Below are 25,084 nucleotides of genomic sequence, written 5' to 3'. Positions count from 1 at the left end.
GCGCCGATGGTACTGCTAACGCGGGAGAGTAGGTCGCCGCCAGTTTTTATTTTATTTTTAAAAGTCTCATACAGTAATGTATGAGACTTTTTTTTTGCTCTATACCCAGAGCACTATATCCAAAACTATTCTTAAATACACAATTACCCAACAAAAACTCCCCCATACTCATTATTTTTTGGTTACTTCCTAGCCCTGTGCTCGTAACGGTTACCCCGCAGCATGCGCTGGAATGTTATGGCACGAGGAGTAGGAGTGGATAGCAGAAAATAGCTCCTGAAAATTATATTTTGAAATTAAAACAAGATTATTTCTATTTATAAAGACTGCAATAGATTAAATCTCTTAAAGCTTTTTTATTTATGTTGTAACTTTATTTTATGAAAGAGCATATTGTGAGAGGGTTCAGATTTGAAATTTACAAAGCACCGGAACTATCTGTATTTGATCGGTTGCTGGAGATTTTTACAGACTTGCTAACCCATACCTCAGGAGATTTTGATGAAGCGATTGATTGGCTTCGAATGCTGGATGAAGAATATCAGCTTACTACTCCGGAATACACTATTGACGACTTTATTGAGGATCTTAAAAAGAAAGGATATATCCGTGAAGAAATTGATCCTAATGGGGGAAATGGAATTCGCCTTAGCGCAAAAATGGAACAGAATATCCGTAAACAAGCACTTAATCAGATATTCGGAAAACTTGGAAAGAATGGTAACGGTAATCATAAAACCAATAAGAGCGGAACTGGAGATGATACGACAGGAGAATTTCGTAATTATAACTTTGGTGATCCGGTAGAAAAAATTTCTATTACGGAAAGTCTTAAAAATGCTCAAGTCAATAACGGAATTGGAGATTTTTATCTTACTGAAGATGATTTAATTGTAGAAGACAGCGTTCATCAATCACAAATGAGTACTGTTTTGATGATTGATATTAGCCATAGCATGATATTGTACGGTGAAGACCGCATCACTCCAGCTAAAAAAGTAGCAATGGCACTTGCAGAACTGATTACAACCCGTTATCCTAAAGATACTCTGGATATCATTGTTTTTGGAGATGATGCGTGGCCTGTTAAAATTCAGGAACTGCCTTATCTGCAGGTTGGACCTTATCATACCAATACGGTTGCCGGACTTCAATTGGCAATGGATATCTTACGAAGAAAGAGAAATACTAATAAACAGATTTTCATGATTACTGACGGAAAACCAAGTTGTGTTCGCCAGGCAGATGGGAGTTATTACATGAATTCTTACGGTTTAGATGAATATGTTGTTCAGAAATGTTATAATATGGCATCTCAGGCTAGGAGGCTGCATATTCCAATCACTACTTTTATGATTGCACAGGATCCTTATTTACAGCGTTTCGTAAGTGAATTTACAGAAGCTAATCAAGGCAAAGCTTTTTACACGGGGCTTAATGGATTAGGGCATATGATTTTTGAGGATTATGAGACCAATCGTAAAAAAAGAATCCGTTAAAGAATGATTATTCATTAAAAATATTTTTTCAAAAGTTGTAAAACCAGATTTTAAATAAAATGACTGAAAAGCCAAACATAAAAACACTGGGTTCATTAAGAACATCAGGATATACATCAAAAAATATAAAAGACGAGTTAAGAGATAATTTAAAAACTAAAATTCGTAATAAAGAATCTCTATTTAAAGGAATTTTCGGATACGAAAATACAGTGATTCCTCAATTAGAGCATGCTATTCTAAGCAGGCATAACATTAATTTATTAGGGCTGAGAGGTCAGGCAAAAACCAGGCTGGCAAGGATGATGACTTCTTTGCTGGATGAATGGATTCCTTTTATTGGAGGAAGCGAAATTAATGACGATCCATTTCATCCAATTTCGCGTTATGCTAAAGAGTTAATTGAAAAGGAAGGAGATAATACACCCATAGAATGGCTTCATCGTGATGAAAGATTTTTCGAAAAATTGGCTACTCCGGATGTAACTGTTGCTGACCTGATTGGCGATGTGGATCCTATTAAAGCAGCTAATCTTAAACTTTCTTATGCAGATGATCGTGTGATTCATTTTGGAATGATCCCTAGGGCAAACCGTTGTATTTTTGTAATAAATGAACTGCCCGATCTTCAGGCGAGAATTCAGGTTTCTTTATTTAATATTTTGCAGGAAGGAGATGTGCAGATTCGGGGATTTAAGGTGAGAATGCCTTTGGATATACAGTTTGTTTTCACTGCAAACCCTGAGGATTATACGAATAGAGGAAGTATTGTAACTCCACTGAAAGATCGTATAGGGTCACAGATTTTGACTCATTATCCTGAAAATATCAATGTTGCAAGAGAAATTACAAATTATGAATCAAGTTTAGATAGCCGCCAGAAAAATGGAGTATATGTTCCTTCTTTAGCAAAGGACCTTTTGGAACAGATTGGTTTTGAAGCTCGTGAAAGTGAATATGTAGATTCAAAAAGTGGCGTGAGTGCCCGTATGAGTATTACAGCTTTCGAAAACCTATTGAGTACAGCGGAGCGTAGATCTTTACTGACAGGTGACGAAGCAACTTCTGTAAGATTAAGCGATTTTGTAGGGGTGATTCCTGCAATCACGGGAAAAGTAGAACTTGTTTATGAAGGAGAACAGGAAGGAGCAGAGGCGGTTGCTCAGTTATTGATTGACAATGCAATCAGAACTTTATTCACCTCCTATTTCCCTAAAGTGGAAAAACTAGAAAAGAAGAGCATTGACGGACCGTTTAGCCAGATTACAGATTGGTTTTTGGAAGACGATGGATTTTTGGAAATTACAGACGAGTCCCCGGATGAATCATATGCGAAATCTCTTAATAAGATCTATCCTCTTGATCAAATTATTGAGAAATACCAACCAGATACTCAACCTGAAGATATTTTATTCTTAAAAGAGTTTATTCTTTGGGGATTGGCAGTGAATAAAAAGTTGAATAGAGAAAGATTCAGAACGGGAGTTTTCTTTTCTTAGATCTTTGAAACCTTCAAGTATATAAAACAAAAAGATGTGGAGAACAATTCCACATCTTTTTATATTTTTAATCAGACAATTATCAAACCTGAATAACCCCTAAATTAAATTTTTCAGTAATAGGAGAGTTATTTGCTGCTTCAATACCCATAGAGATCCATTTTCTGGTATCTGTAGGATTGATAATAGCATCTGTCCATAATCTAGCTGCTGCGTAAGTAGATTCTGTTTGCTTTTGGTATTTTTTAGAAATTGTATCAAGAATTTCGTTGTGTTCTTCTTCTGATATTTGTTTTCCTTGCTTTTTCAATGTTGATTCCTGAATCTGAGCTAGAACTTTTGCTGCTTGTGCTCCTCCCATCACGGCTAGATCTGCCCAAGGCCACGCAACAATAAGTCTTGGATCATAAGCTTTTCCACACATAGCATAGTTTCCTGCTCCATAAGAGTTTCCTGTAATAATTGTGAATTTAGGAACTACAGAATTAGAAACTGCATTTACCATTTTAGCACCATCTTTAATGATTCCTCCATGCTCTGATTTAGAACCTACCATAAATCCGGTAACGTCCTGTAAGAATATTAAAGGAATTTTTCTTTGGTTACAATTAGCAATGAATCTTGTCGCTTTATCTGCAGAATCAGAATAAATTACTCCTCCAAACTGCATTTCACCTTTACCGCTTTTAACCAATTTTCTTTGATTAGCAACGATTCCTACAGACCATCCATCCACTCTTGCTGTAGCACAAATGATGCTTTTACCGTAGTCTGGCTTATATTCTTCATATTCAGAGTTATCCACAATACATTTAATAATTTCGTAGGTATCGTATTGCTCAGCTCTTGAAACTGGCATAATTCCGAAAATATTATCAGGGTTTTCTTTTGGCGGGAAGCTTTCAATTCTGTCAAAGCCAGCTTTTTCTGTACTTCCAATAGATTTCATGATGTTTTTGATTCTATCAAGCGCATCTTTATCATCTTTTGCTTTATAATCCGTAACTCCTGAAATAGAGCAATGAGTAGTAGCTCCTCCTAAAGTTTCATTATCAATACTTTCTCCGATTGCTGCCTTTACCAGATAGCTTCCGGCAAGGAAAATAGAACCTGTTTTATCTACAATCATAGCTTCATCACTCATAATCGGAAGATAAGCACCACCAGCTACACAGCTTCCCATGACAGCCGAAATCTGAATAATTCCTGAAGCACTCATTTTAGCATTATTTCTGAATATTCTACCGAACATTTCTTTATCCGGGAAAATTTCATCCTGCATAGGTAAGTAAACCCCTGCAGAATCTACAAGATAAATGATTGGAAGTCTGTTTTCCATTGCAATCTCCTGAGCTCTCAGGTTTTTCTTTCCAGTGATAGGAAACCATGCTCCAGCCTTTACTGACGCATCATTTGCTACAACGATACATTGTCTTCCGGAAACATAGCCAATAACCACTACAACACCACCGCTAGGGCAGCCTCCATGTTCCTCGTACATTTCATAACCGGCGAAAGCACCTACTTCTATGGAATCTGAACCTTTATCAAGAAGATATTCTATTCTTTCTCTTGCAGTCATTTTTCCTTCGTCACGAAGCTTTTGAAGTCTCTTTTCGCCACCTCCTTTTTTGATCTCGGCAAGCAAGCGATTTATCTCTGATAATTTTAATCTGTTCTGATCTTCTCGTTTGTTGAATTCGATGTCCATAGAATTTTCAATTTTTTACGCTTAAAGATACTATTTTTATGAGGAATAAGAATCGGAAGTAAAACAGATGTTTAATTATTTGGTTATTAGTAAATTGTGAAATTTTTAACAAAAAAATATTTTTAAATAATTTATATTTTTTCTAACTTTACATCAGAGTAACAGAGGGTGAAATCCTCTGAAAAATACTCAATTCCTAGTTTATTTTTTTAATAGTTTATTATTTGAAGGCCCTGAAAGTTTAATCCATTTTCAGGGTTTTTTTATTATAGATTAATAATATTTTCTATACTCTACAATATTGAGATCATAAAGGCTATTTTTATTTTTTTTGTATCTTTTAGAAGGAACAAATCCTAGCTTTTCAGGAATTTTTCTGCTTGCTATATTTTCTTCATCTACAGGATATAAAATATATTTAAATGTAAAATGATCTTCCAGAAATCTGATAAGAGCTGCTACAATTTCAGTTCCTAATCCTTTTCCTTGTGAACTAATTTTTAGCCATAATCCTAGCTCAACTGATTCCTTTGTAATATTATGAATGCCACAACATCCTATAAATTCTTTATTTGAATCTAAAACGACCATCACCAGGTCTGTATTTTGTAATAAAGTTCTTTCTGAGTTTTCTACAAAGTCACTAATCTCTTTTTTATCACCTTCCGGATTAAAAGGCATATACCGTGTGACTTCCTTAGTAAAATGTTTTAAAATGTCATCTACATATGTAGAATCTACAGTTTTTAAGGTGAGATTTTCTGTTTTGATTATAATATCTGAATGTAATTCCATATTCTTAGAAGAAATAATTTTTTTTATTTACGTCAATATTTTTTAAAAGTGAATAAAACAGTTCCTATATTAGAAAGGGAAACGATTAAAACTTTATTTTTCATTTTTTTATTAATATAAATTTAGATTTTTTATAAGATTTATAAAAGCCTATTTGTAAATTTGCCTGTTAAAATTTCAAAGAGGTTAGGTTATGCATAAATTAGCGCTTTTCAGGTTGCATTTAATAGTATTTTTATGGGGATTCACTGCAATTTTAGGAAAACTGATTCATGCCAACGCGCAGATTCTGGTATTTTACAGGATGTTGTTTGCTGCTGTATTTCTTTTTGTGTTTATCAGAGTATATAAAAAGGAAAGTATAAAGGTTTCCAAAAAAATATTCTTTCAGCTTGCCGCAATTGGTTTTGCCATGGCGCTCCACTGGTACTGTTTCTTTTACTCTATTAAAGTTTCCAATGTTTCTATAGCATTAAGCTGTCTCTCGTTATCCACACTTTTCGCTTCAATTCTGGAACCTGTTATTTTTAAGAGAAAGATTGATGTTTCAGAAGTTGTGATGGGAGCGGTAATTGTTGCGTGTATTTTATTAATCTTTAAAACAGAATTTCAATATAAAGAGGGCATCATTTATGGAGTTCTCTGTGCTATTTTCGGAACTATATTTTCTGTTTTCAATGGTAAAATGTTTGGGAAAACAAGTTCTGGAAATATTATTTTTTATGAAATATTCTGTGGTTGGTTCATTTTAACGTTATTTTATTTGCTTTCAGGGCAAATTTTTCAAATGAATGAAATAAACTATAGAGATTTGGCGTTAATATGCTTGTTAGCCAGTGTTTTCACTGCTTTTCCGATGCTGGAATCTGTGAAATTAATGAAGTATATATCGCCTTTTACTCTAATTTTAACAGTTAATTTGGAACCTGTTTACGGAATTATACTAGCTTTTTTTATCTTTGGGGAATCAGAACATATGAGCCCTATATTTTATATTGCTTCAGCTGTTATGATACTGGCAATCATTGCAAATGGATTAATTAAAGCCAGGAAAACAAAAAAACTTTAACTAGCATCAATTTTATATGATGAAAAAATATTTTTTACTTGCATTTTCATTGCTTTTTGGGATATCTCAGTCTCAGATTATCAGGAAATATTCCAATGAATTCTTAAATATTGGAGCAGGTGCAAGAGGATTGGCAATGGGGGGAGCTGTCATTTCCAATCAGAATGATGTATATTCTCCTATGTGGAACCCGGCAGGATTAATGTCTATAGACAGAGACTGGCAGGGAGCTGCAATGCACGCAGAATATTTTGAGTCTATTGCTAAATATGATTATCTGGCATATGCAAAAGTAATGGAAGAAGGTGTTTTCGGAGTATCTGTAGTGAGACTAGGAGTAGATAATATTTTGAATACAACTCAGATGATCGATTCTGAAGGGAATATTGATTATGATAAGATCACAAAATTCTCTCAATCGGATTATGCTGCAATACTTTCCTATGCATTTCATCCAGGAGGAAATCCAAATCTGGATGTTGGGGTAAACGCGAAGATTGTTTACAGAAATGTAGGTAAATTTGCTAACGGTTATGGTTTTGGTTTTGATGTAGGAGCTATCTATAAAGGAGAAAACGGATGGAAATTCGGGGGAATGGTGAGAGATATTACGACTACGGTTAACTTTTGGAGCATCAATCAAAAAGAATTATCAACAGTAGTAAACGGGGAAGAATTTAACCCGGCACCGAAAGATAAAATGGAGCTTACTATGCCGAAATTAAATGTTGGAGCAAGTAAACTGTTTGAAATCAATAGCAGTGTTTATGTTTTACCAGAAGCTGGTATCAATGTAGATTTTGCCAAAACAGCATCATTGATCTCTACTGATTTTGCAAGTATCAGCCCATATGCAGGAGCAGAATTAGGCTACCAGAAAATGATTTTTGTGAGATTAGGGATCAATAGATTTCAGTCTATTACAGATATAGAGGATTTAAAAAGAAAAGTTTCTTTCCAGCCAAGTGCAGGTATTGGGATCAGATATAGAGGACTTACCCTGGATTATGCAATTACAAATTCCGGAATAGGAGGCTCTAATTTCTTCTCCAATTTCTTCTCGCTTAAATTGGATATGGGAGAATTCAGAAATGATTAAATTGAAAAAAAATGAAAAAGATATCAGTATTTACGTTGGCGATTTGTTCAGCGTTAGCCTTCGGACAAAAAGTTTCAGATTATAAATATATTTTAATCCCTGAGAAGTTTGAGACGTTCAAAAATAACAGCTATGGCTTGGGAGAATACCTGGAAAAAGGACTAAAGAGCAAAAGCTATGTGGTCTTACCAAAAAGTATAGATCAGTGGCCATCAGAAGCAAAAGACAATTCCTGTAATGTTCTTAATGCAAATATACTGAATGATAAAAGTTTGTTTACCAATAAAGTGATCTTGCAGTTCAAAGACTGTAATAATAAAGTTGTTTTAGAGTCTAAAGGACGTTCAGATATTAAAGAATTTGAAGAAGGTTTCCCTGATGCTTTAAAGCAGGCATTAATGAATGTAGGAGCTTCTAATCCAGTAGCAATGCTGCCTCCAGTTCAGACACAGGCTTCCAATGTAACAAAAAATTCTGCTCAGACTTCTGCTCCTGAAACAACGACTACATCTTCAGTTGTTCCAACAGCTGGAAATTATACCAATGGGAAAATTGCTGTTCAGAAAATACAGATTGACGAAAGTCAGTTTATTTTAGCACAAGCAGGAAGTTCAGTTCCATTTGCAGTTTTTAAAGCTACATCAAGAAAAGATGTATTTATGGTAAAATTAGCTGATGGTAATATGACAACCGGCTATTTTGAAAACGGAAATATTGTGATTGATATTCCACAGGCTGACGGTAAATTTACCAAAGATGTTTTTACAGGAAAATAGATTAATTTACCTTTAATGAAAATAAAAATAAGCTCTTGAAAAAGAGCTTATTCGTTTTTAATATGTTGATGTGTTTTTTCCTTTCGTTGAAGTGAACTTATAGCTTACTATTAAGTTTCTGGTTTTGAAAAAGAATAACACTAAATACCGATGGAAATAGTAATTCCGTAATATTATTTACAAAATGAGAGTTTTTTTCATGGTATTGTTGTTATTAATTAACAATACTAATTTATGAAAAAAATACAAATAATACTATTATTTGTAAAATATTTTAATAATATATTGTTTTTATTATTTAATAATTATGTTAAAGGTGGATTGTTGATATTTTTGTCTCTTATTGAGAAAATGGAATTAAGAATAAATATTCAACATAAAAGTTCATTTAATTGTGAAAAAATAAACGTGGTAGAGCTGCTAATTAGGCATTACCATTGAAATATTCCCAAATAACTTTCGCTTTACTTTTTCCTAAAATCTCTTCCAGCGTTTCCTGATTTGCCTCTTTGATTCGTTTAACAGATTTCAGTTTGGATAATAATAACTCGATAGTTTTTCCTCCGACACCCGGAATTTCTTCCAGCTCAGATTTTATTGTAGAATTTTTTCTTCTCGTTCTGTGATGTTTTACCCCAAAACGGTGAGCTTCATCACGTACTCTTTGAAGGATTTTTAACGTTTCAGATTTTTTATCAAGGTATAATGGAATAGGATCTTCAGGGAAGAAAATTTCTTCCAGTCTCTTTGCGATGCCTACAATAGTTATTTTGCCATAAAGCCCTAATAGTCTCAAACTTTTTACCGCAGAAGATAATTGACCTTTACCACCATCGATAAGAATCAATTGTGGAAGATTCTCTCCTTCATCCAGCATTCTTTTGTAACGGCGGTAGATCACTTCTTCCATCGTTGCAAAGTCATTGGGACCTTCTACTGTTTTAGGATGAAAAATTCTGTAGTCTGCTTTACTTGGCTTACCATCTTTAAAAACTACACATGCTGATACAGGATTGGTTCCCTGAATATTTGAGTTATCAAAACCTTCAATATGTCGTGGTTCCACAGGCATTCTGAGAAGCTTTTGCATTTCAGCCATGATTCGGTTGGTATTTCTTTCCGGATCAACAATCTGTACCTGTTTTAGTTTTTCCAGACGATATTCTCTCGCATTCTTTTCAGAAAGTTCTACAATTCTCTTTTTATCCCCGACTTTAGGAACGATAAGTTTTACATTCGGAATTTCGACAGTCAGATGAAAGGGCAGAAGAACCTCTTTTGAATCGGAGCTAAACTTCTGCCTGATTTCGATTAAAGCTTCCTCCATAATATCCTCATCCGTTTCTTCAAGAATCTTTTTGATTTCTGTAGTGAAACTCTGAATAATATTTCCATTTCTTATCTTAAAGAAGTTTACATAAGCAGCTGTTTCATCACTGATCATTCCAAATACATCTACATCATCGATATTTGGATTTACAACGGTGTTTTTAGCCTGATAATCTTCAAGAATATCCAGTCTTTCTTTGATGATCTGTGCTTCTTCAAACTTAAGATTCGAGGCAAATTTCATCATCTGATTTACCAGATAATCTTTAGCTTTCCGGAAATCTCCTTTAATGATCCCGCGGATAGCGTCTATTTTTTCATCATATTCTTCTTTGCTTTCAAGATCCTCACAAGGTCCTTCGCAATTTTTGATATGATATTCAAGACAGACTTTATATTTTCCTTCTGCAATTTTGCTGGGCGCAAGGTTCAGATTGCAGGTTCTTAGCTTATAAATATGCTTGATGGTGTCCAACAGAATTTTTGCCGGACGTACTTTTGCATACGGTCCATAATATTCGGAACCGTCTTTAATTTTATTTCTGGTGAGAAATATTCTTGGAAAATCTTCATTTTTAATACAGATCCAAGGATATGTTTTGTCATCTTTCAACATGACATTGTAGAACGGCTGATGTTCCTTGATCAGATTATTTTCCAGTAAAAGAGCATCATATTCACTATTTACAATGGTAGTTTCCAGACGCTGGATTTTACTCACCATGATCTTGATCCTGTATCCTGAAAGATTTTTATTGAAATAGGAGAGGACCCTTTTCTTTAAATTTTTAGCTTTTCCGACATATAATAACTGATCGCTCTTATCATAATAACGATAAACGCCGGGTTCTGATGGTAAAGTTTTAAGCTGTAATTCTAAAGAAGGATTCATATAACAAAATTAAGGAATCTTTCTATTTAAAAAGAAAAAACCTGCAGAATGCACTACAGGTTTTAAAATTTATGTTTGAATACTTTTATCCGTTACTCATTTCAGTATAAGCATTTACCAGAAAACTGAAATAATCCCACTCAACAGAATTTTTAGGATAGAGCTTCATGAATTCCTTATTATCTCCAAAAAGGAAGTCATAATTATCTTCAAAATCATCTTTATGAAGCCACATTACTTTATCTCCTTTCTTTACATAATAAGATTTGATAACCCCACCACCAAGCTGAGGACTTCCCATTACAGAAAAACCAGTTGTTTCTTTCGCTCTCGGATCATGATATACGGAAATAATATTGTCAAACTCAGGGTTGATAACCTGCATCAGGAATTCTTTATCATCCTTTTTATTTTTGAGAGAAACAGTTTGGTTCACAAAATATATTCTGTCATTATTGGTTCTTTTCGTCAGTTTTTTGGTACTATAGTTTCTGATGTTGCCCATATACCTTGAAACTTTCATTATTTTTTCCGCATTACTTGGGTAAACATACATTTCACTGATCTGATCAGCATTGAAACTTGCTGCTTTCTTCGTAATACTGTCTTTGATGGCTACTTCATAGATTTGTCCTTTCTTGGTTTCAATTTTGTTGCAGAATCCTTTGTGGGAAGTACCGTCTTTTAAAATAATAGTTGATGTTTTCTTGGGAGAAGGAGTATTAAAACCTTCATTAAAAAGGTAAGTCTCCATTTTTTTGATGTCTTCCTTTGAGTATTTTATTTTCTGTGCAAAGGAAGTTGTTCCTGCAACGCATAATGCAAGCAGTAGAGTTTTCAGTCTCATGTATTATAGTTTTTAATTTCGGAAGTAAAAATAACAAATTAATTCACTTCTTCATATAAAAAGATAGAACGGTGAAATTTAGTTTCTCCAATTATTGTTAAATGCGTAATTTTAAGAAAATTTTTTAGAAATGATATACGGAGTAGATGTTTTTACTTTCCATGATGTTCTGGAAATATGTAAAAAACCTAATAAAGCCAAGCTGAACAAAGCAGCAAAAGAACAAATTTTAAAATCTCAGAAAAACGTACAGCAAATTGTAGAATCCGATAGATGTGTATATGGAATCAATACAGGTTTCGGTCCGCTGTGTGATACTAAAATATCTGCTGATGAAACAGCACAGTTACAGTATAACCTTATTATCTCTCATGCGGTAGGAGTAGGAAAACCAATTGATAAGGAACTTTCCAAAATTATGATGATTGCGAAAGTTCATGCTTTATCAAAAGGGTTTTCAGGAGTTTCCCTGGAAGTTATTGAGAGAATGATTCTGATGCTTGAAAAAGACATTATTCCTGTAGTTCCTGAGCAGGGATCTGTAGGAGCATCGGGAGATTTAGCACCATTAGCTCACCTTGTATTACCTTTATTGGGATTAGGACAGGTTTGGGAAGGAGATCAGGTTTCTGAAACAATGGAAGTATTGGAGAAACACAATCTTGAGCCATTGGCATTAGGACCAAAAGAAGGATTGGGACTGATCAACGGAACACAGTTCATTTTAGCACATGCCATTAAAGGATTAGAAAAATTTGAATACCTTTTAGATCTTGCAGATATAACGGCTGCAATGAGTATTGAAGCGTACAGAGGCTCTGCAAGTCCGTTCAAAAAAGAACTTCATGAGATAAGACCATTTGAAGGAAGCAAAAAAGTAGCGGCAAGAATGCTTAAGTTCTTAAAAGGTTCTGAGAATATGCAGGCTCACGAAGATTGTGAAAGAGTACAGGACCCTTATTCTATGAGATGTGTACCACAAGTTCACGGTGCAAGCAGAAATGCTTTCGAACATCTTAAAAACATGGCAGAAACAGAATTGAACTCTGTTACCGATAACCCAATTGTATTAAGTGCTGAAGAATCTATTTCAGGAGGAAACTTCCACGGGCAATTAATGGCATTACCATTAGATTACGCAACATTAGCAGCTGCGGAATTAGGAAATATTTCAGACAGAAGAAGTTATTTATTACTGGAAGGAAAATATGGTCTTCCAAGATTATTAACGGAAAGCTCAGGGTTGAATTCAGGATTTATGATTCCTCAGTATACTTCTGCTGCATTGGTAACGGAAAACAAAACATTATGTTTCCCTGCATCAGCAGACTCTATTCCTACAAGTTTAGGACAGGAAGACCATGTTTCTATGGGAAGTATTTCAGGAAGAAAATTCAATCAGGTTCTTGGAAATTTGGTGAATATTTTATCTGTAGAACTCATGTTCGCTGCTCAGGGGCTAGAATTCAGAAGACCAGCCAAGTGTAATAAAGTGATTGAAGAAAACTTTACCATCCTTCGTTCTAAAGTAGCTAAGCTTGAAGATGACAGGCTGATCGGTAAAGACATGCTTGCTATTGCTGAGTTAATCAATGAAAGAAAGTTTGTTGTAAACTAATCAAAATAAAAATGAAAGGCTTCCGAAAGGGAGCTTTTTCTTTTATAAAATGATTTAATTCTTGTTAAAAATGAAAATAAAAAGACTTGATTCTACCCATATAGATTTTCAGACCCTTGTAAAACATCTCGATGCTACTCTTGCAGAACATAATGGAGATGCACATGATTTCTTTGATCAGTTCAATAAAATTGATTTAATTAAAAACTGTATCGTCGTTTACATCGATGAAATTCCGGCGGCATGTGGAGCATTCAAAGAATATTCAGAAGATACTGTTGAAATTAAAAGAATGTTTACCAACCCGGAATTCAGAAAAAGAGGATTGGGAACAACGATTGTCAGTGAATTAGAAAACTGGGCAGCTGAAACAGGTTATAAAAAAGCCATATTGGAAACGTCACGAGAACTGAAAAATGCTATTTCCGTATATGAAAAAAGTGGGTTTCACAGAATTCCTAATTATGGACAATATATTGACGTTGATGACAGCGTATGCTACGAAAAGATATTAAGATAAAGTATTGATCTGTTATAAGTAAAGGTTTGATTGCTAACAGGTAATTAATATTCATATAATGGTAAATTCATTTTTTTTACAATTATAATTCCCATTAAAGTGTTATATTGTGATTCCAATCAAAATTATAACATATGAAAAAAAGTGTACTTTTCCTGGCATTATTCCTTGCCCTGAATTCCTGTACCACAGAGGAACTTCAAAACGAAAATCCTAAACTTGAAATGGCTCAGACTGATCCGTTGACGGGAAAGCAGATTAACGAAAGAATCAATCAATCCATCAAAACAAACGGAACTTTCAACTGGAAAAATGAATCGGATCATTTTATCTGGAGTGCTGTTTTCCGTGGAAATAAAATGCTATCTATCGGATTTGGTTCCTCCAAAGATGATTTTGACAGAAGTAAATCTCCTGATAATAAAGAAATGGAGAATGAAATTTTATCTGTCATTAAAAAACATGAAGGTTTGGAGCCAGCAAGATTCCTGCTTACTTCAGATAAGTATCTTAATCAGATGGATGTTATTATCAATAATGAAGAGACACTTACAGCTCTTCGTCAAATGAAAACCATCAGATATGTAGAACCTGCAGATTATCATTATTTTGAAAATGAATCTCAGCTTAGTTCAAGATCTTCAAGTAGCGGATCTTCAGGATGTGGCTTTTCATCGGCAACATTAAGCGCAGTAGATTATACATCAACCACTCCAAGTGCAAAAATTCCCTGGGCATTTACAAAACATAATATTCCTGATGCATGGAGCTACAGTACAGGAGCCGGAGTAACCATCGGACTTATTGATACGGGAGTTTCATCTGAACAGACGTTACTTGGAAACAATTTTAATAACGGAGCTTCATCAGGAAGAACAATCACTAAGGTTGGAGCTTATAATTCTGACGGTGCCGCAGATCAATGCGGACACGGAACTAAAATGGCTTCAGTAATGGCGGCACCTAGAAATAATTCAGGATTTCCTGTAGGAGTTGCTTATAATGCAAATCTGATTGCTTACCGTGCAGCTACAAACGTTGTATTGGAAACATCAAGCGAACAAAACGGAGTAAAAACTGCATTTACAGAATTAGGTAATAATGCTAATGTAAAGATTATTTCAATGTCAATGGGACACATTTTCTCAGTAGGAAAAATTGAAGACGGAGTGAAATATGCTTATACAAGAGGAAAACTGATCTTCTGTGCAGGTGGAACTTCTACCAGTTTTACGAATTTTGTAGGAGTTATTTTCCCGGCATCAATGTCGGAAACGCAGGCTATTACAGGAGTTAAAGAAAATACTTCCAACCAGAAGTGTGATGTGTGCCACTCAGGAAGTCAGATAGATTTTACGTTTCAGATGGAAAGAGCGTCAGGAAGTACAGTTCCGGTATTGAGCTATTATAATAATCAGTCAGATTATGTAGGAGGCTCTTCAGTAGCTACAGCAGCTACAGCGGGAATTGCAGCTTTGGTATGGGCTAAAAATCCATCATGGACAAGAGAGCAGGTTCTTAATAAAATGAGACAATCAGCAACCTACTATCCAAATGTAAATTCAAACTATGGCTATGGAAATATCAATGTTTTAAAAGCTGTACAGTAAAATAGAATACAAAAAATAAGCAGGTTATCTCCGTTGAGGTGACCTGCTTTATTTGTTAATAACTATAAACTTTATTGTCAATCTTCTTTCATCATATTATCCGATTCTCACACTTGTCATACTCAAAGAACCACCAATAAGTTCATCATTGAATAAAGATAATTCTTCGGAATGGTCTTTCAGTCCCAAAGTATAAATAAGCGGAAGATAATGATCCGGAGTAGGAATCGCATATTGTAAAGATGTTCCCTGTTTCTGGTAATCAATAATATTCTGAAAATTACCATCCAAAAGCCAGTTATTGGTCTTTTCACGTGCTTCCACAGCCCAATCCCAGCCAGCTCCTACCGTATTAATATTTTTCCAGTCGATCATACGTAGATTATGAACAATATTTCCGCTGCCGATGATCAAAATTCCTTTTTCACGAAGTTTATTCAGTCTTTTAGCAAGATCATAATGATATTGTGGAGGTTTTGTATAATCAATGCTTAGCTGGATTACAGGAATATCAGCGTCAGGATACATATGCCTGATAACAGACCAGGCTCCGTGATCAAGTCCCCAGTTGTGATCTTCCTCTACATCAATTGGCAGTAAAAGTTCAGCGGTTTCTTTTGCCAGCTCAGGGCTTCCGGGAGCAGGATATTGTACATCAAACAGCTCTTTTGGGAAACCGTAAAAATCATGAATGGTTTTAGGCATTTCCATTGCCGTAACAAAAGTTCCCGGAGTATACCAATGTGCGGAAATACACAAAATGGCATTCGGTTTTGGTATTTCATTAGCTGCTTTACGGAATCCCTGTACAAATTGATTTTCTTCAATAGCGTTCATCGGAGAACCATGTCCAAGGAATAAAACCGGCATTCTTTGCGTATTGCCAAAACCTTCGCTTATGTTTTGCAGATCATTAAGATTCATAAGTATTGAATATTAATAAAAATAAAAGGTTCAAGGTTTTTAGTAAAATCCCTGAACCCTCTATAAAATATGTTATAAATTAAGCTTGTTTTACAAACTGTAATTCTCCAGCGATTTTTACATCATCACTTACCATTACACCTCCTGCTTCAAGAGCCGCATTCCAGTTAAGTCCGAAATCTTTTCTGCTGATTTTACCTTCAAAAGAGAATCCAGCCTTTGTATTTCCCCATGGGTCTACATTGATACCTCCGAAATCTACATCCAATGTTACAGGTTTAGTAATTCCGTTGATGGTAAGGTTTCCAACTACTTCATTATTTAATTTCTGAGATTCAAAAGTAATAGTTGGGTGTGCCTCAACATTGAAGAATTCAGCAGACTTCAGGTGGTTGTCTCTGTCTGTATTGTTTGTGAATACAGAATCCGTCTGGATAGTTGCTGTAGTTTTTGCATTTGCGAAGAATTCATCTTCAGATTCAATTTCAGCATTGAAAGTTCTGAAGCTTCCTTTTACGTTAGAAATCATCATGTGTTTTACTTTGAAAGTAATTTCACTATGCGTTGGGTCTAAGATCCATTTTGTTGCCATTGTATTTTGTATTTTTTGTTATTATTAATGATGCAAATTTAGATCAGGGAACATATGCAAGTCATTGATATAGGATAAGAAATTAATAAAGCCAACAATAATTGTTCTAAAATTTAATTTATTTGTCCTTATAAAAGAATTTTGTGTTCTTTTATTTCATTTTAGGTTAGAAAATTCTACCATTAAGTTAAGAAATAATTTCAATGTATTCATTAATTCCATTTTATGAATGTTTTATTTTAACGTTTCTTAACGGATGATTTTTATTTCTTATTTTTGAGGGATTCAATTTTATACAATGAAATTACATAAATTTTCTTTATTGATGCTTCTTGCGGGCAGTTCTGCTTTTGCCCAGACACAGAAGTTTACCATGGCGGAGGCTGTAAATGGAATGAGAACGAACCTTGCGGTGAAAAATATTTCACAATTTGCATGGTCTGCTGATGGAAAATCCTACATTCAGGCTGTAAAAGGCGGTTATTTGTCAACAGATTTAAAAACCAATAAACAAGATACTCTGATATCTCTGACACAACTAAACAGACAGTTTGCCAATGATAAACTGAAATCCGTACCACCTGTAAAGTTTACCGGAACATCCAATGGATATTTCAATACAGCAGGTAAAATGTTTTGGATCGAAAAATCTGGTAATGACTGGAAAGTAAAGAATTCCGTAGCTGTAGATCAGGATGCAGCGAATGTAAGAATGTTTGGAGACAGGCAGACTTTCGCATTTACGGCAAAGAATAATTTATTTGTAAATAAAAACGGAAAAACCATTGCGGTAACCAATGATGCTAATGAAAATATCATCAATGGACAGTCTGTTCACAGAAATGAGTTCGGAATTGATACCGGAATTTTCCCAGCTCCAAATTCTGAAAGTGTAGCTTTCTATAGAATGGATCAGACCATGGTAGCTGATTATCCTATTATTGATTGGTCAGTAACTCCAGCTGTTAATCATAACATCAAGTACCCAATGGCTGGGCAAGCTTCTCATCAGGTAACATTAGGAGTATTCAATATTAAAACTCAGGCAACTACTTTCCTGAAAATTGACGGTGAAAAAGATCAGTATCTGACAGCTGTTACATGGAGCCCGGATTCAAAATATATCTTTATAGCAGTATTGAACAGAGGACAGAATCATATGAAGATGAATCAGTATGATGCCGCGACGGGAACATTAGTGAAGACTTTATTTGAAGAAACAGACAGTAAATATGTAGAACCACAACATCCGCTTACTTTCTTCCCGAACTCTAATACTGATTTTATCTGGCAAAGTCAGAGAACAGGATATAATCACTTGTTTCATTATAATTTAGATAAAGGATTAGTTGCTCAGATTACAAAAGGAGATTGGCTGGTAACTGATATTCTTGGATTCAATGAGAAGAAAAAAGAAATTTTCTTTACTTCTACCAAAGAAACTCCTTTAGAAAAGCATTTATATAAAATCGATTGGACGAACTTTAAAATGCAGAGACTTGATACTGCTGAGGGAGTTCATACCGGAGTTTTGAGCAATGACGGAAACTATCTATACGATGTGTATAGTAATGCTAATTCGCCAAGAGTTGCCGACATCATCAATACATCTAATTTAAAATCCACAAACATTCTTACTTCTGAAAATACATTAAAGAATTATCAGAGACCGGAAATTAAAAATGTAGAATTAAAAGCTGATGACGGAACTCCATTATACGGGAAGATCATTCTGCCAACGAATTTTGATCCGAACAAAAAGTATCCGACTATTGTTTATTTATATAACGGACCGCACTTACAGTTGATCACAAATAGTTTCCCTGCTTCAGGAAACCTTTGGTACGAGTATATGACTCAGAATGGATATGTAATTTTCACTATGGATGGTAGAGGTTCTGCCAACCGTGGAATGAAGTTTGAGCAGGCTGTTTTCAGAAACCTTGGAACTACAGAAATGAATGACCAGATGAAAGGAGTAGAATATCTGAAATCTCTTCCCTATGTAGATGGAGAAAGAATGGGTATTCATGGATGGAGCTTTGGTGGATTCATGACGACAAGTTTCATGCTTCGTAAACCGGATGTATTCAAGGTTGGTGTAGCGGGAGGACCGGTAATCGACTGGAATATGTACGAAATCATGTATGGAGAAAGATATATGGATACACCACAGGAAAATCCACAAGGATATGCCGCAGCTAATCTTTTGGATAAAGTTCAGAATCTGAAAGGTAAGTTATTGATGATTCATGGTGCACAAGATGATGTAGTGGTATGGCAGCATTCCATTAAGTTCATCAAGTCAGCAGTTGACAACGGAGTTCAGTTGGATTACTTTGCTTATCCGGGACATCCGCATAATGTGATCGGAAAAGACAGAGTTCACCTGATGCAGAAAATCACAGATTACTTTGATTTATACTTGAAAAAATAATAACAAAATCCAGCCATTCCGGTTGGATTTTTTTGTTGGTGCATTGGTTGGAAATCGCAAGGACGTAAAGAAAATTTAATATGGTTTTGTTTTTAAGACGCAATTATTTTATCTCAGATAAGATCCTTACCGTCCTTACGATTTCCAACATCATTAAAAATTCAGCATTCGTTAAAGCAGATTTTCCTTCTTATCACACATCAATGCATCTGACATTTTATAGCTGTATTTTTGTATAACTAAAATCAACAATATGGAATTAGGAATAGGAATGTTCGGAGATTTGGCATTTGACCAATCAACCGGAAAATATAGAGATGCAGGAATCAAGATTCATGAAATATTGGAACAGGTAAAGTTCATGGATGAGGTTGGAATAGATGTTTTTGCAATGGGAGAACATCACCGTGCGGATTATGCTGTTTCTTCACCGGAAATGGTATTGGCAGCGGCAGCAAGCATTACAAAAAATATAAAACTGGCAAGTGGAGTTACGGTTTTAAGTTCATCAGAGCCAGTAAAAGTATATGAGGATTTCTCAACGTTGGATCTGATCTCGAATGGAAGAGCAGAAATATTCGTAGGACGTGGAAGTTTCATTGAATCATTTCCTTTGTATGGTTATTCTTTGAATGATTATGAGCAGCTTTTTGATGAAAAATTAGAATTACTATTAAAAATTAATTCTGAAGAAAACGTAAGCTGGTCAGGGAAACTTCGTGCACCGATGCAAAACCAAACCGTTTATCCGAGAGCTAAAAATGACGGAAAACTTTCGATCTGGAGAGCAGTAGGAGGAACACCACAATCGGTTTTAAGTGCGGCACAATTGGGAATGCCATTAGTAGTGGCAATTATCGGAGGAATGCCAATCCAGTTTAAAAACCTGATTGAATTCTACAAACAGGAATATCAGAAAGCTGGACATGATATGTCTAAAATGCAGATTGCTATTCACTCGCATACTTTTGTAAGTGATGATCAGAGTGTTGTAGACGGATATTTCCACAACTATAAATCTCAGATGGATAGGATAGGGTCATCCAGAGGTTGGGCTCCTTATACCCAAATGCAGTATGATGGAGGAAGAAGTAAAGATGGAGCTTTATTCATTGGAAGTCCTGCTGAAGTAGCAGATAAAATTGCTTATATGAAAGAAATCTTTGGAATTACCAGATTTATCGGACATATGGATATTGGTGATCCCGCTCATGATATCATGATGAAATCTATTGAATTATTTGGGAAAGAAGTAAAGCCATTGGTTCAAAACCTGTAATTACAGATAGTATTTAATCATAAAAGTCACAAAAATATTTAAATTTTTGTGACTTTTGTTGTTTACAAAAATATCATTAGATGATCTCAATCAAGCTTCCCCTTTCCTCATCCTTAATAATGTTAAGCGCTGTAGGAATTTTCTCTTTAAGTTCTTCCACGTGAGAAATAATTCCCACAATTCTATTCTCTTTCATCAAGTTGGTCAGTGTTTCGAATACAATATTAACAGACTCAGTGTCCTGTGTTCCGAAACCTTCATCAATAAAGAAAAAGTTTTTATCAGCCTGAGCATTTGCCTGAACACTTTCCGCTAATGCTAAAGCAAGACTTAAAGAAACCTGAAATGCCTGTCCTCCCGAAAGAGTCTTTACACTTCTGCTTCTGCCTTCGTTGAGGTAATCGATGATTTCAAAATCATTATTTTCATTGAGCTGTAGACTTAGCTGATTCCTTGTCATTCTATGAAATCGGGTATTGGCATGATCACAAAGCTGTCTCAGATAAATAGACGAAACATACTGTACAAAGCCGGCACCTTTGAAAAGATTCATCATCAGTTTCAGGTTTTCGGAACGCTTTTGAAGTTTTACCAGCTCTTTCAAAAGGTCTTCTTTTTTCTTATATTCCTTTTCTAATCGTTCTTTTTCAGCACTCATCGTAACTACAGAGTCATTGATTTGTTTCAATTCAGTCTGTGATTCAGCAAACTGTTTCTCAATGATAGAAAATTGATTGTCATCAAATGAAAGCCCTTTAAGCTTAATTTCAAGTCCCTCAATAACTTTTTTAAGCGTTTCAAAATCAATTGTAAACTGTTGGATCTTTGCCCTTGCTTCCTGAACATTTATTTCCTGAAGAAGAATATTTTCAACATCTTGAAAAACAGTAAAATTCTGTTCCTTTAAAGAAAAATTAATAGCTTCCAGATTCTCGGAAATTTCTTTTTCAATTACTAAAATCTGCTTTTCGGATTGAGAAACAATTGCCTTTTGTTCCGCTAATTTTGGTGCCAGATCTTTTTCCTGTTCAGATGCCTTTTGATATTGTTGCTCGGTTTCAGTATTAGATTGAGAAAGCTTTTGGTATAACTCTTCAATTTCAGTTACCGTTTTTTCTTTATAATCATCCCATTCAAGAATCTTCAGACTAGAACGACTGATATTGATCTGTTCCTGCTTCGTAGCTTCTTCCAGTTTAAAGGTCTCTAACGCATGTTTATATTTCTCAAGAACTTTATTTTCTTCTTCCAGAGTTTCGCGTTCCAGAGCAATATTTTTATCTGTTTCTTCAATTTTCTTTTCTACGGCAAAAGAATCCAAACGTTTCCTTTCAAAATCATCTTCGTGTTCGGGGTTGAATTGTTTCCAAGTGAATTGTTGAAGATGGTTTTCAATATCTTTTAGAATCTGATCTGAAACTTTCTGTTCGGCGACTAGTTGTTCACCAAATATTTTCTTTCGGTCAAGGATCTTTTCAATTTCAGTTTCCTGTTGTTGAAGCTTTTGAATTTCCTGTTCATTAGCCGTTATTTTCTCCTGAATTTCCTGTAATTCAACATTTACATCATGAAATTCTACAATATGTGGATGCTCCTGAGAACCACAAAGCGGGCAGGCTTCTCCATCATGAAGTTCGCTGGCAAAGCGGGAAAGTTCCTTTTGAATTTTTAAATGATCCAGTTTTTGAGAAAGTTCCTTTTTAGTGACTTCTAAACTTTCCTTTTTAGCCTTAAAGTCAGCCTTGAAATTTTCGTGGAGAGCAAAAGGTTTAAGTTCCTCGGAAATTAGCTCAATTTGCTTTTGATGTTTCTCAATTTTTTCAAGCTGATCCTTTTGTGATTTTTTGAAATTCTTCTGTTGAATAAACCAGTTGCCAACATTTGAAAGTAATGCTGCATCAAGTTTTTGTTCCTTTAAAACATCAATACTCTTCGAAAGTTCAGTGATCTTTTTTTGAATAGCTTCCTTTTGTATTTCTACTTCAGCAACTTTTTCAACCCCTTTTTGAGTCCTTTCGTTGAGAACTTTGATTTCGTCATAAAATGTAAGGATCTTTACAATAAGGTTCAGGTCGTTTTCCTGTATTCTGGATTGCTCCAATGCCTTGAATTTAGGTTCCAAAGTAACCAGTAGCTCTTTTACTTTACCGAAAGCAATTTCTGTTTCCTGTACAATTTTAATCTGATCATCCTTTTCCTTTCTTTTCTCAATAATACCTTTGGAAAGTTTGTTTTTTTCAGCGATCAGAGGATTAAAAATTCTGAAAGTACGTTCATACAATTCCGTTTGTGCTTCCAGAGCGTCCATTTTAGGCTTCTGTTCAGAAAGAAGACTAAAGTTTTCCCGGTTTTGTTTTAAACTTTCAAAATCAGTTTTTAGGTTTTTTAATTGTTGATAAGTCTGTGAAATCTGTTCAAACCTTTCATTCGATTGTATTAATTTTTTTTGTTCCTCAGCCAAAATATCTTTCTGAAGCTGAATTTTTTCTTCACTTACTTCTTCAAAACCTCTTAACTGCCCTTCAAGCTGATCAAGTTCAGACCTGTTCTTGGAATTAAGAGTTGAAACATTATTCTGAAGATCATACTGTTGAAGGTTGAAAATTTCCTTCATCATATTGGTTCTGTCAGCAGCTCCCAGTTCAAGAAACTCCTTAAACTGTCCCTGAGGAATAATGATGGTTCTCTTAAAATTGGAATAGCTTAAACCAATGATCATTTCTGCATTAGAATGATCAAGAGGAATCCATTTGCCCTCAATATTTTCATAGAATGTAACTGAATAAGGCTTTACATCTTCGAACTTTTTAGAATTCCTTCTGAAATCTCTGGTGGCACGGAAAAGTTTGTTTTCGTAGTTAATAAAATCAAACTCAATATAAGAGCTGTTTGATTTTAAGTTCATCATATTATATGCTCTTTTATCACGCATATTCAGACGTTCCGTTTCACCGTATAAAGCAAATGAAATCGCCTCAAGCACTGAGGATTTTCCAGAACCTACCGCACCAAAAATACCGAATAGTCCTGCATCCGTAAGATTTTTAAAATCAATGATCTGACGTTCCTGATAAGAATACAGACCTTCTATTGTCAATTGAACTGGAATCATGGCTTAGGGATTTAAAATTTCATTAAACAACTTCATCAACTCTTCATTGGCTTCCTGACCGCCATTTTTTGATTTAAAATAATCCTTGAACAAAGTTTCTATATTTTGATTTAAATTAATTTCATGACTCTGCTCTTCATTAAGCTCCCTGTTTTTTACTTTAGGAATCAGATGAACAATTCCAGTATGGGACTGATAGATCAGCCTTCGCTCATCAGCCGTTAAAAAGGTTTCGCTTTCTAATGTTAATTCAATAAAGGTATATGGATTTTCTTTTAACCACTGAACGGTTTCTTCAACGGATGAAAAAGTTTTTCTTACTAATGTTCTTCCACTTTTCAATGCTTTCTTTTCATAAGAAACTGCCTGTCCCGGTTCAGCATGGATGATAGAAACATATTTTGTCTGCCCGGCTTCACTAAAGCTATAGCATAAAGGAGAAGATGAATAAATTACAGGTTTTTCCTTTGTTCCGATATTCTGAAAACCATGTAGGTGACCTAAAGCAGTATACTGAATCTGTTCCGGAATGCTATCCGAGTAGATAAGATCAGCATTTCCGATTTTGATGGGTTTTTCACCTTCCGGTTCCTCCAAAATGGCACTTCCTTTTTTATTCATATACAAATGAGCTGTTAACAGGTTGATTCCTGCCTCATCACAGTATTGATCTGCAAGTTCTTTCCAGGTCTGAGAAAGTACTTTATTGATTTCTTCTTCCTTATTTTCTCCAAAATACTCCTTTAAACGTATCTCGTTCGCATAAGGTGTATGTAAAATTCTCACCGGAAAATCTACAGTATTAATTTTCATTTCTATGAAACCTTCTGCTGATTTTGAAATATTGAAATGCTCTGTACTGAAAGGAGTAATTTCAGCCTTTGGATGTCCTATTAAAATAATTCCGCACTCTCTTGCCAGCGGATCAGGCGCATTGATAAGGTTCGGAGAATCGTGATTTCCCGAAATAGCAATGATAGGTCGCTTGCCACTTTGTGATAAACGTTTCAATGTTTTATAAAAGAGTTCAACGGCTTCAACGGAAGGATTAAAATTATCAAAAAGGTCACCGGCAACGAGAACGAGATCTACCTGTTCTTCATCAGCGATGGCAATAATCTCCTCCATTACTGAGATTTGCTCTTCCAATCGGGAGAAGCGATCCAGTCTTTTTCCTAAATGCCAATCGGCGGTGTGTAGAATTTTCATAAAAAGTTTATCGATGTTATATAATTAAAGCGACCAGGCTTGATAATGAACTATTGTTCCGGGTTATTATCTGCTTCTTTTGCTTTGAAATCTTCTCGAATTTGTTTTAAACGTGCTTTTCTTTCTGCTTCTGCATTTTGCATTTTACGTTTTTTCTGATCAATTTTCTTTTTATTTTTTTTCCTGTTTTCGTCGTTATTCTTGCTCATGCTTTTTGTGACTAATAATTTTATGGGTAAAAAATAGCTTCTTCAAAAATACTAAAGA

General features: G+C 34.9%; 19 protein-coding genes. 10 read left to right on the top strand and 9 right to left on the bottom strand.

The annotated features are described in order from the left end of the window. Positions 1 to 380: 380 nt before the first annotated feature. Both BW983_RS17240 and BW983_RS17235 read left to right on the top strand, forming a co-directional pair. A complete protein-coding gene (locus BW983_RS17240; protein ID WP_076553125.1) occupies positions 381 to 1,499 on the top strand; it encodes a vWA domain-containing protein in 1,119 nt (372 codons plus the stop codon). A 59-nt stretch (positions 1,500 to 1,558) separates the two neighbouring features. Further along, on the top strand, positions 1,559 to 2,998 hold the full coding sequence (locus BW983_RS17235; RefSeq protein ID WP_076553124.1) for an AAA family ATPase: 1,440 nt from the start codon (positions 1,559 to 1,561) through the stop codon (positions 2,996 to 2,998). An 82-nt stretch (positions 2,999 to 3,080) separates the two neighbouring features. Here BW983_RS17235 and BW983_RS17230 read toward each other — a convergent pair whose 3' ends face one another. Beyond that, a complete protein-coding gene (locus BW983_RS17230; protein WP_065396699.1) occupies positions 3,081 to 4,709 on the bottom strand; it encodes an acyl-CoA carboxylase subunit beta in 1,629 nt (542 codons plus the stop codon). 273 nt (positions 4,710 to 4,982) lie between these two features. Further along, entirely contained in the window at positions 4,983 to 5,504 is a 522-nt protein-coding gene (locus tag BW983_RS17225; protein ID WP_076553123.1) for a GNAT family N-acetyltransferase, read from the bottom strand. Positions 5,505 to 5,697: 193 nt separating this feature from the next. Between BW983_RS17225 and BW983_RS17220 the strand changes: the two genes are divergently transcribed. From BW983_RS17220 to BW983_RS17210, 3 genes are read left to right on the top strand one after another with little or no spacing between them, the layout of a single operon-like run. Beyond that, positions 5,698 to 6,573 carry a DMT family transporter gene (locus tag BW983_RS17220; protein ID WP_076553122.1) on the top strand — a complete coding sequence of 292 codons (876 nt, stop codon included), beginning with the start codon at positions 5,698 to 5,700 and terminating at the stop codon, positions 6,571 to 6,573. A gap of 16 nt (positions 6,574 to 6,589) precedes the next feature. Continuing rightward, positions 6,590 to 7,672 (top strand): putative type IX sorting system protein PorV2, encoded by a 1,083-nt coding sequence (locus BW983_RS17215; RefSeq protein ID WP_076553121.1) that lies wholly within the window; start codon positions 6,590 to 6,592, stop codon positions 7,670 to 7,672. Positions 7,673 to 7,683: 11 nt separating this feature from the next. Next, positions 7,684 to 8,448, top strand: a complete 765-nt coding sequence (locus BW983_RS17210) for a hypothetical protein (RefSeq protein WP_076553120.1) — start codon at positions 7,684 to 7,686, stop codon at positions 8,446 to 8,448. A 424-nt stretch (positions 8,449 to 8,872) separates the two neighbouring features. On the opposite strand, the gene uvrC is transcribed toward BW983_RS17210, so the two are convergent. Further along, entirely contained in the window at positions 8,873 to 10,669 is a 1,797-nt protein-coding gene (gene uvrC / locus BW983_RS17200) for an excinuclease ABC subunit UvrC (protein WP_076553118.1), read from the bottom strand. Positions 10,670 to 10,754: 85 nt separating this feature from the next. Then, the gene (locus BW983_RS17195) at positions 10,755 to 11,516 is read right to left on the bottom strand and encodes a hypothetical protein (protein ID WP_076553117.1); all 762 of its coding nucleotides are present in this window, start codon (positions 11,514 to 11,516) and stop codon (positions 10,755 to 10,757) included. A gap of 130 nt (positions 11,517 to 11,646) precedes the next feature. Here BW983_RS17195 and hutH point away from each other — a divergent pair, with 130 nt between their 5' ends. The 3 genes from hutH (at position 11,647) to BW983_RS17180 (ending at position 15,264) form a co-directional block, all read left to right on the top strand. After that, on the top strand, positions 11,647 to 13,134 hold the full coding sequence (hutH, locus tag BW983_RS17190) for a histidine ammonia-lyase (RefSeq protein ID WP_076553116.1): 1,488 nt from the start codon (positions 11,647 to 11,649) through the stop codon (positions 13,132 to 13,134). Between the two features lie 70 nt (positions 13,135 to 13,204). Beyond that, positions 13,205 to 13,654, top strand: a complete 450-nt coding sequence (locus BW983_RS17185) for a GNAT family N-acetyltransferase (RefSeq protein WP_076553115.1) — start codon at positions 13,205 to 13,207, stop codon at positions 13,652 to 13,654. 134 nt (positions 13,655 to 13,788) lie between these two features. Beyond that, on the top strand, positions 13,789 to 15,264 hold the full coding sequence (locus BW983_RS17180; protein WP_076553114.1) for a S8 family peptidase: 1,476 nt from the start codon (positions 13,789 to 13,791) through the stop codon (positions 15,262 to 15,264). A gap of 96 nt (positions 15,265 to 15,360) precedes the next feature. On the opposite strand, the gene ygiD is transcribed toward BW983_RS17180, so the two are convergent. Together ygiD and BW983_RS17170 are read right to left on the bottom strand one after the other, a co-directional pair. Then, positions 15,361 to 16,188: a 4,5-DOPA-extradiol-dioxygenase gene (ygiD, locus tag BW983_RS17175; protein ID WP_076553113.1), complete on the bottom strand. Its 828-nt coding sequence runs from the start codon at positions 16,186 to 16,188 to the stop codon at positions 15,361 to 15,363. Positions 16,189 to 16,267: 79 nt separating this feature from the next. Continuing rightward, positions 16,268 to 16,780: a YceI family protein gene (locus BW983_RS17170; protein WP_076553112.1), complete on the bottom strand. Its 513-nt coding sequence runs from the start codon at positions 16,778 to 16,780 to the stop codon at positions 16,268 to 16,270. Positions 16,781 to 17,078: 298 nt separating this feature from the next. Here BW983_RS17170 and BW983_RS17165 point away from each other — a divergent pair, with 298 nt between their 5' ends. Both BW983_RS17165 and BW983_RS17160 read left to right on the top strand, forming a co-directional pair. Beyond that, a complete protein-coding gene (locus BW983_RS17165) occupies positions 17,079 to 19,217 on the top strand; it encodes a S9 family peptidase (RefSeq protein WP_076553111.1) in 2,139 nt (712 codons plus the stop codon). A gap of 253 nt (positions 19,218 to 19,470) precedes the next feature. Further along, positions 19,471 to 20,496, top strand: a complete 1,026-nt coding sequence (locus BW983_RS17160) for an LLM class flavin-dependent oxidoreductase (RefSeq protein WP_076553110.1) — start codon at positions 19,471 to 19,473, stop codon at positions 20,494 to 20,496. A gap of 76 nt (positions 20,497 to 20,572) precedes the next feature. On the opposite strand, the gene BW983_RS17155 is transcribed toward BW983_RS17160, so the two are convergent. Genes BW983_RS17155 through BW983_RS24145 form a run of 3 tightly spaced genes read right to left on the bottom strand, consistent with a single transcriptional unit; the run spans position 20,573 to position 25,026 of the window. After that, complete coding sequence (locus tag BW983_RS17155; protein ID WP_076553109.1) at positions 20,573 to 23,608, bottom strand: AAA family ATPase; 3,036 nt, start codon at positions 23,606 to 23,608, stop codon at positions 20,573 to 20,575. A 3-nt stretch (positions 23,609 to 23,611) separates the two neighbouring features. Continuing rightward, entirely contained in the window at positions 23,612 to 24,817 is a 1,206-nt protein-coding gene (locus BW983_RS17150; RefSeq protein ID WP_076553108.1) for a metallophosphoesterase family protein, read from the bottom strand. Positions 24,818 to 24,867: 50 nt separating this feature from the next. Next, positions 24,868 to 25,026 carry a hypothetical protein gene (locus BW983_RS24145; RefSeq protein ID WP_167370004.1) on the bottom strand — a complete coding sequence of 53 codons (159 nt, stop codon included), beginning with the start codon at positions 25,024 to 25,026 and terminating at the stop codon, positions 24,868 to 24,870. Between the last annotated feature and the right edge of the window lie 58 nt (positions 25,027 to 25,084).

This window comes from Chryseobacterium ureilyticum (assembly GCF_900156735.1).
Taxonomy (GTDB): domain Bacteria; phylum Bacteroidota; class Bacteroidia; order Flavobacteriales; family Weeksellaceae; genus Chryseobacterium; species Chryseobacterium ureilyticum.
The sequence above is the reverse complement of the archived record's forward strand: the minus strand, read 5'-3'. Positions and strand labels throughout refer to the sequence as shown.